This window comes from Natrialba aegyptia DSM 13077 (assembly GCF_000337535.1).
GTDB lineage: Archaea > Halobacteriota > Halobacteria > Halobacteriales > Natrialbaceae > Natrialba > Natrialba aegyptia.
The window spans coordinates 31,957-44,365 of the sequence record NZ_AOIP01000051.1; the positions used below are offsets into that span (position 1 = coordinate 31,957).

A 12,409-nucleotide genomic window follows, 5' to 3' on the forward strand; every position below is an offset into this window, starting at 1 on the left:
AGTTCCGAGAAGTTGCACTGATGTGTGTCGTCTATAACATCAAGCGAGCCGTGGAACAGTGAATTCCACCGCCATATGGCGATTTAACAGAGCTCGATGGAGTTATACCGTACACCAACGAACAGTCGCCCAGATGAAAGATCGCGTCTCCTGGCGACCAGTCGCGGCGTTTCTCTACGGGCTGCTCGTCCCCTGGGCGGCGGCCGGCGCCGTGATCGGGGCCGCTTCGCGGATTTCGTTTCCTGGTAGCGATGTGGCGTTCTTCGTTGTGTGGGTTCCGCTGATCGTCCTTTCGAGCGGTGCGCTCGCGGCCTGCACGGACCTCCCACTGACGAAGTTCGTACCCGCCGCGGCGTTCGGCTCGCTGGCGGCGCTCGTCGGGTTTCCGCTGGCAACTGGCGGCGGCGGACCGATCTGGATGGCTATCAGTCTGTTCGGACTGACGTTTACGACTGTCGGCGCCGTCGGCACACAACTACTCCGCGATCCGGACGGCGAGTCCTGGAAGGATCGCCTCTGGTCATACGTCCTGACCGCCGCGGTCGTCGGTTGCGCGTCGATGGGACTTTTAGCGGTCGCCGAGGTGTCGGCTCCGTACCAGTACTCACCCGGTCTGCGTCGGGTACTCGTGACCGGATTGCTCCTCGTCAGTCCAGTCGCCGGATTCACCGTCGCACACTATACAAGGGTCCCCGTCCGGACACTGCTTTCCGGGATCGTCCTGTTTCCGTTTCTCGCTATTTTGCTCGACTACGAGTCGGTCGGTCTGGCAGCAACGATGGCTGGCCTAGTCGCGGCCGGCGCGCTGACAGTCAGCATTGGGCGCGGGCTCGGTCGCTGGTGATCGGACGCGGATGCACCGGCATCACCGCACAGCCAGCGTCTCGTCGACACGCTGCGCATCATGTTCACGCCCGCACTGACAGTAACGTCGACATCGAACTCGTGGAGCGACTCGACGTGGTTCGTGACCTTGGGGATCGTTAGTTCGCGCCCGCTATCGTGAGCCAGACGAGCAACTGGTCAGCGAGATAGCGGTCCGCCGCGGCGTCTTCGGCATCGAACGCGACGAGCTCTCGAACGGCCTCTTCGCCGACCTCCTCGGCCGGCTTTCCTCGCTCACCGGAGGGGTTCACGCTCGCGAGATCGTTCTCGTAGTCCGCTCGGAACGTCACCGCCGTGCCGGTCGAGTTCGTTTCGGCGTACCCCGCGGTGCGCTCGATCACGTCACGCAACCAGTAGTTGAGACTGGCACTCTCAATGCATTGTCGGCCACCCCCCTGAGTATCTAGTAGATATTCATATCATCCGGTCTGTACCAACTCACTTGTTTTCGCTGTCAAACCATTTTTGCCCCCACTCATAAACTTCATCGAACGCGGAGAGGAGGTCTTCGCCCTTTGGCGTCAACGAATAATAAACCGCGACTGGACTTTCTTCTTCAACCCGACGTTCGACGTATTCTTTCTCTTCGAGATCATCCAGCACGCGGGACAATGTTTGTGAGTTCGCATCCGTCGCTCGCTTGATCTCGTTAAATCGGAGATCTCCCTCTCGGAGGACATGGATTACAGACATTCGCCACCGAGAGCCGACTTCTTCGAGGGCCTTGAGGACGGGGCAACCATCGTATTTTGCTTCGAGGGATAAGTCCGATGACATTGGTGTGACTTGGTCATACCTATGTTCGCTCAACTATATTAAGATCACGTTCTAATACCAAGTATGAAGATGTGACCGCTACTGTGGCACCCGCCACGTATCGCCAGACGACTACCAACAATCCACAACACACAATGAACGTACTACTACTCGGTGCAAGCGGACGAATCGGCCAACGAATTACAAACGAACTTCTCGAAGGTGGCCACGAGGTGACCGGCGTCTCCCGGAGCGGTGAAATCGATGGAATCGACGACACTGACTTCAAGGCGGTCGCTGGTGATGCGACGGACCCCGATGAGATTGCGGGACTTGCTGAGAGCCACGACGCAGTCGCATCGGCGCTCGGCCCATCCGGAGAGGAAGGCGTCGAGATCCTCCCTGAGATGGCGGAGGCACTTATTGAAGGACTCCGACAGACAGGCGTTGATCGGTTCGTCTGGACGGGCGGTGCAGGCGGTCTGAACGTCGGACCGGACACAAAGCTCGTCGACACCGATGAATTCCCGGACGAACTTGTGCCGCTCGCAGAGGCGCATATTGACGCCTTTGAAATCATTCGCGATGTAGATGACCTCCAGTGGTCGTATATCGCACCGCCGGCACAGATTGAGCCGGGAAAACGAACGGGCGAGTACCGAACATCGGAAGGACAACTCGTCGCCAGCGAAGACGGAGAAAGTTACATTTCAATGGAGGACTTCGCAATTGCCTTCGTTGACGAACTTGAAAACGACGACGCAATTCATACACAGCTCGCCGTCGGCTACTAAGACGGTATAAGCGACTAACAGCCTCCTCTTCCCATTATTATGAGTTGTATCGATTATTGATGCGCATTCTTTCATGTATCATGGCCAGCACTATATCGTGACCCCAACACGTGAGTCTCACAGAACTGTCTTCCGACAGATCGCACAGCAGTCGTATACAGAGTGGCCGGTATACGATTCGACGCCGCTGTACGATCGAATGTCGCTTGCCGGTCTCGAATCAGATATTCGCACAGTCTCAGGGACGTGGTTCGACCACGATAACCACGACTCGGTCGAGGAGTTCGTCTGTTCACTCCCGCTAACCTACTTCCGATTCAATGATCACGACTGTTATGAGGGCTCGACATGCTACCAGATGCATACCCTCTTTCGGGTGTTCATACTGAAGAAACTCCCTGGCTGGGAGCATGAAACAACTTCCGTCGGATATCTGGCTAACTCTCCAGTAGTATGTGATCGACTGGGGTTGGAGGCGGTTCCAGATCAGTCGACGCTGTGGCGGAGTTGGAACAACCGGTTCACTACAGACCTTCGCGAGACGGTGGAGACGGCTGCTCGGACGATTCTCATCAAGGCACAGAATGCAGGTGTATCGGTCCCACGCGATCCTGAGCGGAAGCTCTGTTATCGGAACAGCGATGACGAGGATTCAATACAAGACGAGCAACGCGTCTTGGTGCGGGCGGAAACGATTACAGACAACGTCAGTCGAGTCGTCTTCCCGGCGTTCTCGTTGGACCGTGGCGACGGGTGTGAAATTCACGAGAACGCCTACCGGAGCTTGCAGACGTATCTGGGGCTCCGTGAGAATCTCGCTGCCAACGAGGGTGCTCGCAGCTTTATTTACGAGTCGACTCGGGAGCGGACGCCGTTAGGTCACGCTCACCGCGAGCAGATTCGTGATCTCTCCCTCGCGGAGATCCGAGAGATGTACCGACAGGCCGTCGCCAGACTCCTAAACGAAGTTGCGGAGACAGAGCAGTTCTTCCGAGCAGGAACCGTCGCAATCGACATCACCGAAGACGATCCCTTCATGGGCGATAGAACGGGCCATGAGGACGAAATCATTGGGACGAAAGAGCAGACCGACGAGTACGCTACCAGTGGGCCACAGTCCAGCTGGTCGGCAACGCTGTTCCACTCGTGCTTGATGTGCGACCAGTTCGACGGGGAGAGTCACGGAAGGTAATTGTCAAAGACCTGCTTGACTCCGCTAAGGACCTCGTCCACGTCGATAACGTCCTGATGGACCGGGAGTTCGACAGCCAGCACGTCCTGGAGATGATTAGCCGGCGCGGGCTCTCCTACGTCGTGCCGAAACGGATGCAGACCAGCGAGAAAGCCAAGGCAAAACAATTGCTCCAGCGGGATCAAGACCGGTACGAGACCGACCGCAAACTCCATCTCGGGAAGAATGAGTGGCATGAGACGACGCTGATCTACCGCCGGAAAGACGATTCTGAGCACGACGATTACCGGCAGTACTCGGTGTTCATGTCCAACCGAGGCGGTAGTTTCCTCACTGAGTATAGGTATCGGTGGGAGATTGAGAGTGGCTATCGTTCGATCAAGCGATTCATGGCTGCGATGACGTCGACGAATTTCGGGCTGCGGTTCTTCTACTTCGCGTTCGCGTGTCTGTTGTATTCGATCTGGCGAGCAGTTGATTTGCTCGTGCAGGTAGAGTTGACTGATGAATACGAGCACACACCGCTTGTGACGGCTGAGAACACGCTCACGCTGTTGAAGAATGAGACGGGATCGGGTGAAAAGCCACTCTACCCGCACGAGAGAGCTGTTTCTGAGTGGCGACACTGGAGGGGGTCTCGGAAAATCCCCGAACCTACTCTTTGATTAACAGAAATTGGCGGCTGAGGGAGAGTTTGAAAGATCGCCGATAGACTTATTTGTCCGAATTCACCCATAACAAGCCTGCTAAACGGCCTATAGTCTCATATTCTCGGGCTGTCAGAAGTTGAGACTGGTGTGCTCAATGCATACGGGACGGCCGATAGATCGGCCACCGCTGGGAACCTATCGACTCACTCGCTGCAGTATTAATCAGACGGGGATAACGTGGCTTTTGCGGTTCCTCTATCGTGATTTGGAGGAGTCGAAGTGTGCTCCGCTCCTCTGGAGCAATACAAACTTAACCAACGTATCAGCCTTCCTAGCCGTGCTGTTGGTTACGCTTCAAGCATGTAGAACGCATATTAACACCAGCCGGATCCGGAACTGTCGGTAGGCCCGCTACCGGTACTCGATCCGGCTGTACTCTATCTCGTTGTGCTTGACCCCGATCCACTCGTCCCACCTGAGCCCGAACTCCCGCCGGACCCATCGTCTTCGATTGGAACGAATCGCCAACGCTGGTGGTCGCCGTCGTTCCACGTCCACTGTTGGACGTTCGCGCCGGCGGCCGCGGACGCGTTCGCCACTTCGGCGACCTTCCCGCTGCAGGCGTTCTTCATCCGGTAGGTTCCGTCGCTTTCCTCGAAGCAGTACCACCGCTGGGTTGGATGGCCGTTCCACGGCCACTGCTGGACGTCCGCACCGTCGCTCGTATCGGCGTTTACCACCTCGAGCGTCTGCCCACTGTCGGCATTATTAAGGACGTACTCCCCGCCGGCCAACCGGCGCAGTTGCCACGCGGCCCGGAACCCGGCGTCGTTCGTGGCGACCGTCGCCGTCGCGCCGTCGCCGGTCCCCGCGATGCCCAGGTAGTGACCGCTCTGGACGTTGACCACGTTGTATGTGCCCTCAGCCACGGGCGCGGGGCGTTGCCCCAGATTCGGGATGGGTGCCGTCGCGTTCGGCGTTCCGTCGCCCGCGATCACCGGCCAGCCGTTTGACCAGTAGATCCGGTCTAGGAATAACTGTCGCGCGGGCGGCCAGCCGTTATCTATGGTTTCCAGACCCTGCGTGTCGTAAGCGTGGTAGACGAACCAGTACGATCCGTCGTCGTCGACTGTCACGTCGCCGTGGCCCGGCGCCACGAAGCGGTCGTTGTCGCCGAGGTGCGTCGGGCCCGCGTTCCACTCGTTACGCTCCATCATCGGCGTCCCGTCGCTGTCGGCGTAGGGCCCCAGGAGGTTCTCCGATCGGCCGACCTCGATTTCGTAGGTGCTGTCGAATCCGTCACAGCAATCGCCGGTCGAGCCGAAGAAGTACCAGTAGCCGTCCCGCTGGAAGATGGTCGAGCCCTCGTAGGCGCTCCCGACGATCTGCCCCCACGTCCCCGGCCGGTAGTTCTGAAGCTCCGCGGTTAGTTCCACGTAGTAGATTCCGGCGAAATTACCCCAGAAGAGGTACGGCGTCCCCTGGTGGGAGACGAAGTACGGATCGATGGTGTTGCCAGGGAAGGGATGCTCCGGATTGGTGAAGAGCCGCCCGTGGTCCGTGAACGGGCCGTCGGGCGTGTCGGAGGTTGCGACGCCGATGCCGGTCTGGTCGCCCTCGCCGTCGTTTCGCGGCCACAGCGAGTAGAACAGCACCCACTGGCCGTCGTGGTAGTGGACGTCCGGCGCCCAGATTGATCCATACGCCCACCCCGGCCGAGAGTCGAACGCCTCGCCAGCGTACGTCCAGTCGACGAGGTCTGGCGATGACAGTATCGGCACCAGCCGCTCGTCGGCGTCGTCGATGTAGCTCATGTTCGAGGCGTACGCCCACCAGGTCCCGTCGTCGGCCCGCTGAATCGTCGGGTCGGCGAAGTCCGGCCCGTAGAGCGGATTCTCGTAGTACGCTTCGTCGAAGCCGCGCTGTGCCGTCACCGATCCCATCGAGACGGACCCGAACAGTCCGGCCGTGCCGGCACCTCCAAGCGCCCGCAGTACGTCACGTCGGTCGGTCGGTCCCGACACCGGATCGAAGTCGGCCATGTTACCACCAGCCCCACCAGCCGGCGTACCCGCCGTCGCTTCCGCCAGTGGTGATATCGCTGGTACCGGTATCGTCGGTACCGCCCGTCGTCCCCCCAGTACCGCTGCCGGCGTCGGCCACCTGGACGGTGAGTTGCTCCCCGGCGTTCGAATCGGTGACACTCACCGTTCGGGCCACCGAATCAGCAGTCGTGGACACCGTGACCGTGTGATCACCCAGGAATGCGTCCACGACGTAGGTGCCGCTTCCGTCCGTCGACCCCGACTCACTCGTCCACCATTCGTCGAACAGAAGCGACCGCCAGACGTCGAGCGCCGGTTTCTCCGTCCAGTCCTCCTCGAAGAACGGGGCCTCACCCTGCCAGTGGGCGTCGTCCCACATTCCCCAGATCACGAAGTCCTCAACGTCGGGGTGACCGTAGGCGGTCTTGAGGAAGGCGCGCATGACATCGGCCCGCTGTTGGTGGCCGTTCCAGGAGTCGCCGGCCATGTCGTATTCCGTGATGCGCTGGGTCGCCGGAAGGCTGGCGTACTGGTCGAACACCTGATTCACCGTCCCGTAGTCCCATTCCTGGCCGTCGACGTTAGTCGGGCCAATGTGGGCTTGGTGTCCAATGAAGTCGAGGTCGATCCCCTGGTTGGAGAGGAACTGGACCTGCTCGTAGTACGGGTCCTGGTCCCACGTCAGCGTGTTGAAGTCGTTCGTCCCGATCTCGACGTCCAGCCCGTTCTGGTCGACCACCGACTCCGCCTGTGCGTACCAGTCGGCCAGCAGTTGCGTCGTCCAGGGACTGCGCTGGCTGGACATGGGATCGGAGGCGTCGATATCGTGGGGATAGACGCCCTCCTGGAGGTGACCGCGGTGGACCGCCTCGTTGACCACATCCCACTCCTGGATCGTCTCCCCGTAATGGGTGATGATGTCCTCGATCTGCTGCATCGTCCGATCGCGGACCGTCTGCCCGTCGCCGTTGTCGGCGGCCGTCTGGACGTCCGAAGGGATGGCGTATTCGACGCCGTACAGGCACGTGTGGCCCCTGATGCGGAAGCCGTTCTGATCGAGCCAGTTGACGGCTTCGTCGGCTCGCTGCCGATTGTCCTCCCAGATCGCCCACTTGTGACCGTTCTCCAGAACTGCCGTGTTGAACAGCTCTCGCAAGTGTCGGTGGTATTGACTGCCCTCGCCGAAATTGTCGAGCAAGTCCCCGACTTTAACCGCAGTCCCCCAGCCGAAGTCGTGTTCGGTCATCTCGACCTCAACGTCGGCGTTCGAAATCGGATCGCCGTTCTCGTCGACCACTTTGACCGTCAGCGGGCCGGTCTGGTTCTCGCGAATACGCTGGTCCGCTGCCGCCTCGTCGAAGCCGCGCTGTGCCGTCGCCGATCCCATCGAGACGGACCCGAACAGTCCGGCCGTGCCGGCACCTCCAAGCGCCCGCAGTACGTCACGTCGGTCGGTCTCGACACGGGGTCGAAGCCGTCCAGAGTCGACTCCGCCACGTCGTTCGCCCTCGATGCCTCATCGTCTGTATCGTGTGTCCATGTCACACACTGTCTTATAACACTCTTATTTTTATATTTTATTATAACAAATACAATATATTATTACAGGGCTATTTGACGATGGATCACACAGAATTAGGCTCAATTGGCTCTGGTGAATCACCAGGTAGCGTCGAGTTGAACCGTCACAACTAGGAAGTTGAAGCGGGAAACGGCGGATGATTCATGTCCAAAATTTCCCACTTCACTGGGAAAGTTGTGACGTTGGCTCAAAGTGCTGTTGGTGGCCGAGGCGAATCCGCCGCTCCGCAAGGCGGCGGATTCGCCGACTATGCCGTTGTTTCGCTGCACTGTCTGCGGATTTACTTGGAGAAATTCTACCGCGAAGCACTCGACCTCTTGAGCGAAATGGCACAAATACTGGCGGAGATCGGCTTTCTGAAGGCCGATCTCCCTGATCACTCAACGCTAGTGGAAACGTTTGACAGGATCAAAATGACGGTCTGGCCAGTGCTGTTGCGCCTGTCGGCGCAACTGCACGATCCATCCGGTCGTGCAGCGATGGACGCGACATTTTTCGACCGTGAGAACGCGAGCAAACACTACTCCCGTCGCACGAATTACCGTGTTCAGACGCTCAAAACAACCACGCTCGTCGATACAACAACACTGGCTGTTCTGGACGTTCACTGTACAACAAAGAAACGCCACGACACGCAGATCGGCTGGCAACTCGCCCGCCGCAACGCGGGCAAGTTGCACAGCCTCGCCGCTGACAAAGGCTACGACTGGCAACGATTACGTGAGAAACTTAGGGAAGAGAACGTCAGACCGCTGATCAAGCATCGTGAGTTCTGCTCCATCGATCACGCGCATAACGCGCGGATCGCTGGGACTCTCTACGGCCGGAGAGCGCTGTCTGAAACCGTCTTCTCCGTGATCAAGCGCACGCTCGGCGACGCCGTGCGTGCGCGAAGCTGGTACCGTGAGTTCCGTGAAATCGTCCTGATGTGTGTCGTCTACAACATCAAACGTGCCGTTAGCTAGGCAATTCCAATGCCGTATGGCGATTCACCACAGACGCTCAATTCAAATGCTTAACCTCGACTTCTATAAGAAGCCGGAATCATGAGCCGATCAAAATAAAGTTCAAAGCCAGAATAATTGAGTTATATTGACATTATTGGATTTGTTTTCGAGAATACAGACAAAGCGGTTGTTGAACGCGAATCGCGATCGGTACGTCACCGATCGAAAACTCCACCTTGGAAAGAACGACTGGCACGAGACGACCCTCATTTATAAGCGGAACAAAGACTCCGAGGCGACGGATTATCGCCAGTACAGTGTCTTCATGACGAACCGCCACCCAGGAGCAGTGCACCACTATAATTCGCGGTGGAGGATCGAAAGCGGCTACAAGAGTATCAAGCGATTCATGGCGTCAACGACGTCAAAGGACTTCGTGCTGCGGTTTTTCTACTTCGCGTTCGCCTGTCTGTTGTATTCGATCTGGCGAGCAGTTGATCTGCTTGTCCAAGTCAACCTCACTGGCGAATACAACCACTCACTGATCGTCACGGCAGAGAATACACTCACGCTGCTAAAGAAGCAAACTGGAGTTGGATAGATAGCATCTCAGCGTAATAGGACGCCGAGTGATGAGTCGCAACACTGGCAGTTACTTTGGAAAATCTCGAAATAGTTGGTCGTGCAATAACAATGGGTATTAGAAAGTCGCTCTGAGTTCGTTCGTGGTCACTGCTCCGGTCAAAATCACGATATTAGCCCCGCTAAGTGGCCTATACTCTCAACTTCCAGCGAAGTTGGAAGTTGAGACTGCGTCGCCCAATGCATATGGAATTGGTATCGTTTCGCCACTTCGTTTCAGCAAATCTTCACTGGAAGAGTCTATAGAGAGAAAGTGCTTGTTGATCACTGCGACCTTTATCAGATCTCTATAAGGTATCTCATCTTGTGCTGAATAGCAAGAGAATATGGTATCAAATGTTGCTCTAATTTTCTTTATTCCGTCATTCGATTGCATTATAGTAGATTTTATAACGATTATCACCGTGACCGGTAAGCTTTCATTGGAACCGCTTGATGCTTGTTGTGCATGACTCAAATCAAAACTATTACTTTCGCTTGTGAAAACTCGAGTCAGCTAGCATCGTTTTGGGCAGAGGCTATGGAAGGCGACCGCCGAGATCTTCCGTCCTATATTGATCCAGAGGTGGTTAATTTACCAGGAGAGGGACCAGATTTATTGTTCAAAGAAATGCCAAAGGGGACGCAACGAGATTTGCCGATTCACATTGATCTGACTGTAGAGGACCGCGAGTTGACCGTCAAACGGTTCTGTGACCTAGGAGCGTCCGTCCGCGAGACTAAGACTGAGACCTACGGACCGAACACGGAAACTTGGACAATAATGGAGGATCCAGAAGGCAACGGCTTTTGTGTGACTGAACAGTAAATTACCATCATCTGTTGTTCGATACACACCCAAATCAATCAAAATAGCTACTCCGCCTGTACTGATCAGTATAGATAGGCTCTTGCGCTCGACTCAGAAGCGTTCGACCAATGGCCTCGACGCAGACTTCGCGACGTGACGTCTTTCGAACGATTGCTACAAGTTCGTACCGAGGGTGGCCAGCGTACGACACGACAGGGTTGTACGATCGCAGTTCGCTCGGGGCACTCGAAGAAGATATTTGGACTGTCTCATCGGCCTGGTTTGCTCACGAAGCCCACAACTCGGTTGACGAGTTCATTTGTGAAGTCCCGTTGAAATACACTGATCTGACTCCCCATGATCAGTACGACGAGCCAGCAACGTACGCAATGCGAACGCTGGTACGGGTGTTTCTGCTGAAAGAAGCCTACGGCTGGGACCACGAAACAGCGCTCCTGGAGTATCTCAAAGACCAGCCAGTGATCCAACAGCAGCTTGGCTTTGAGACGCTTCCCGATCAGTCAACACTCTGGCGGACGTGGCACTGCCGGTTCTCACCTGATCTCCAGGAGACGATTCAGAAGAGCGCACGAACTGTTCTCATCAACGCTAACAGAGAAGGCAGCGAAGTTCCCAGAGACCCGCTTCATACCTCTGAGAGCCATGAAGAGACCAGTCCCACCGATCACGAAGTGCTCACCTATGCAGATGAGATTGCTGAACAAGTGAGTCATATCGCCTATCCGGTGTTCTCGCTCAATCGCGGAGACAGTTGTGAGATTCATCCGAATGCATTCTGGGATCTCCAAACGTATCTCGGGCTTCGGGAGAACTTGGCGGCGAACGAAGGAGCACGCAGCTTTCTCTATGACTCCCAGCGAGATCGGACACCATTAGGACACGCTCATCGGGATCATATTCGTGGTCTCTCGATCGAGTCGGTTCGCGAGATGTATCACGAGGCGTTGCAGCGGCTCCTCGACCGAGTGTCGGAGACAGAAGTTTTCCATCGTGCTGGACTCGTTGCGATCGACACGACCGAAGCAAAGCCCTTCACAGGCGATCGAACAGGCCACGAGGACGAGATACTCGGTACGAAAGATGGCGAGTACGCTTACCAGTGGGCAACCGTACAGTTGGTTGGGAAGGCTGTTCCGTTGGTGCTAGATGCTCGGCCGATCCGAAAGGGCGAGAGTCGCCGCAAGATCGTTGAGGACCTGCTAGACTCCGCACAGGACCTCATTCACGTCGATCGTGTGTTAATGGATAGGGCGTTCGACAGTCAGCATATCCTCGAAGAAATCGACCAACGCGGCCTCGGATACGTTGTTCCGAAGCGGATGCATACGAGTGAACGAGCTCAAGCAAAACGGCTACTCCAGTGGGATCGAGACCGCTACGTTACTGATCGAAAGCTGCACTTGGGACAGAATGAATGGCATGAGACGACACTGATCTACAGGCGGCGAGAGAACGCTGAGAGTAACGACTACACGCAGTACAGTGTCTTCATGACGAACTGCCGACCAGGGGCAGTCCACTTCTACAATTCGCGGTGGGAAATCGAGAGCGGTTACAAGAGTATCAAGCGGTTCATGGCAGCGACGACCTCGAAAAACTTCGTACTACGGTTCTTCTACTTTGCATTCGCCTGTCTATTGTATTCGATCTGGCGAGCAGTTGATTTGCTCGTGCAGGTAGAGATGACTGATGAATACGAGCACACACCGCTTGTGACGGCTGAGAACACGCTCACGCTGTTGAAGAATGAGACGGGAATCGGGTGAAAAGTCACTCTACCCGCACGAGAGAGCTGTTTCTGAGTGGCGACACTGGAAGTGTTCTTGGAAAATCGCCGAAACTACTCTTTGGCTAACAGGACTTGGCGGCTGAGGGAGAGTCTGAAAGATTGCCGATAGACAGATTTGTCCGAATTCACCATAACAAGCCTGCTAAACGGCCTATAGTCTCATCTTCACGGCTCGTCCAGTAGTTGAGACTGGCCTTCTCAATGCATACGACTCTTCGGCGTTACTTATACTCACGGACATAAATACGTAAAGACATCTGGAACTTTGATTCGGTTGAGTGCACAGAGAGCAGCATCACGAAGATCGTCAAGCGTC

At 56.4% G+C, this 12,409-nt stretch carries 9 protein-coding genes and 2 pseudogenes; 7 read left to right on the plus strand and 4 right to left on the minus strand.

Features of this window, described 5'->3' with window-relative positions; genetic code table 11:
* The first annotated feature begins 133 nt into the window (after window positions 1-133).
* Window positions 134-844 (plus strand): hypothetical protein, encoded by a 711-nt coding sequence (locus tag C480_RS18300; RefSeq protein WP_006667117.1) that lies wholly within the window; start codon window positions 134-136, stop codon window positions 842-844.
* A 139-nt stretch (window positions 845-983) separates the two neighbouring features.
* Here C480_RS18300 and C480_RS18305 read toward each other — a convergent pair whose 3' ends face one another.
* Entirely contained in the window at window positions 984-1,226 is a 243-nt protein-coding gene (locus tag C480_RS18305; RefSeq protein WP_006667118.1) for a hypothetical protein, read from the minus strand.
* A 97-nt stretch (window positions 1,227-1,323) separates the two neighbouring features.
* A complete protein-coding gene (locus tag C480_RS18310) occupies window positions 1,324-1,662 on the minus strand; it encodes a winged helix-turn-helix transcriptional regulator (protein WP_049903966.1) in 339 nt (112 codons plus the stop codon).
* A 134-nt stretch (window positions 1,663-1,796) separates the two neighbouring features.
* Here C480_RS18310 and C480_RS18315 point away from each other — a divergent pair, with 134 nt between their 5' ends.
* Both C480_RS18315 and C480_RS18320 read left to right on the plus strand, forming a co-directional pair.
* On the plus strand, window positions 1,797-2,435 hold the full coding sequence (locus C480_RS18315) for an NAD(P)-dependent oxidoreductase (protein ID WP_006667120.1): 639 nt from the start codon (window positions 1,797-1,799) through the stop codon (window positions 2,433-2,435).
* Window positions 2,436-2,508: 73 nt separating this feature from the next.
* Window positions 2,509-4,205, plus strand: a pseudogene (locus C480_RS18320) (transposase); the annotation flags it as partial.
* A gap of 509 nt (window positions 4,206-4,714) precedes the next feature.
* Here C480_RS18320 and C480_RS18325 read toward each other — a convergent pair.
* Together C480_RS18325 and C480_RS18330 are read right to left on the minus strand one after the other, a co-directional pair.
* On the minus strand, window positions 4,715-6,319 hold the full coding sequence (locus tag C480_RS18325) for a family 43 glycosylhydrolase (RefSeq protein WP_006667121.1): 1,605 nt from the start codon (window positions 6,317-6,319) through the stop codon (window positions 4,715-4,717).
* Between the two features lies 1 nt (window position 6,320).
* Window positions 6,321-7,709 (minus strand): endo-1,4-beta-xylanase, encoded by a 1,389-nt coding sequence (locus C480_RS18330; protein ID WP_006667122.1) that lies wholly within the window; start codon window positions 7,707-7,709, stop codon window positions 6,321-6,323.
* Between the two features lie 338 nt (window positions 7,710-8,047).
* Between C480_RS18330 and C480_RS18335 the strand changes: the two genes are divergently transcribed.
* The 4 genes and pseudogenes from C480_RS18335 (at window position 8,048) to C480_RS18350 (ending at window position 12,070) form a co-directional block, all read left to right on the plus strand.
* Window positions 8,048-8,869 (plus strand): IS5 family transposase, encoded by an 822-nt coding sequence (locus C480_RS18335; RefSeq protein ID WP_006667123.1) that lies wholly within the window; start codon window positions 8,048-8,050, stop codon window positions 8,867-8,869.
* 151 nt (window positions 8,870-9,020) lie between these two features.
* A pseudogene (locus C480_RS24305) lies at window positions 9,021-9,452 on the plus strand (transposase); the annotation flags it as partial.
* 489 nt (window positions 9,453-9,941) lie between these two features.
* On the plus strand, window positions 9,942-10,301 hold the full coding sequence (locus C480_RS18345; protein WP_006667125.1) for a VOC family protein: 360 nt from the start codon (window positions 9,942-9,944) through the stop codon (window positions 10,299-10,301).
* Between the two features lie 110 nt (window positions 10,302-10,411).
* Window positions 10,412-12,070, plus strand: coding sequence for a transposase (locus C480_RS18350; RefSeq protein WP_006667126.1), 1,659 nt, complete (start codon window positions 10,412-10,414; stop codon window positions 12,068-12,070).
* Window positions 12,071-12,409: the final 339 nt, after the last annotated feature.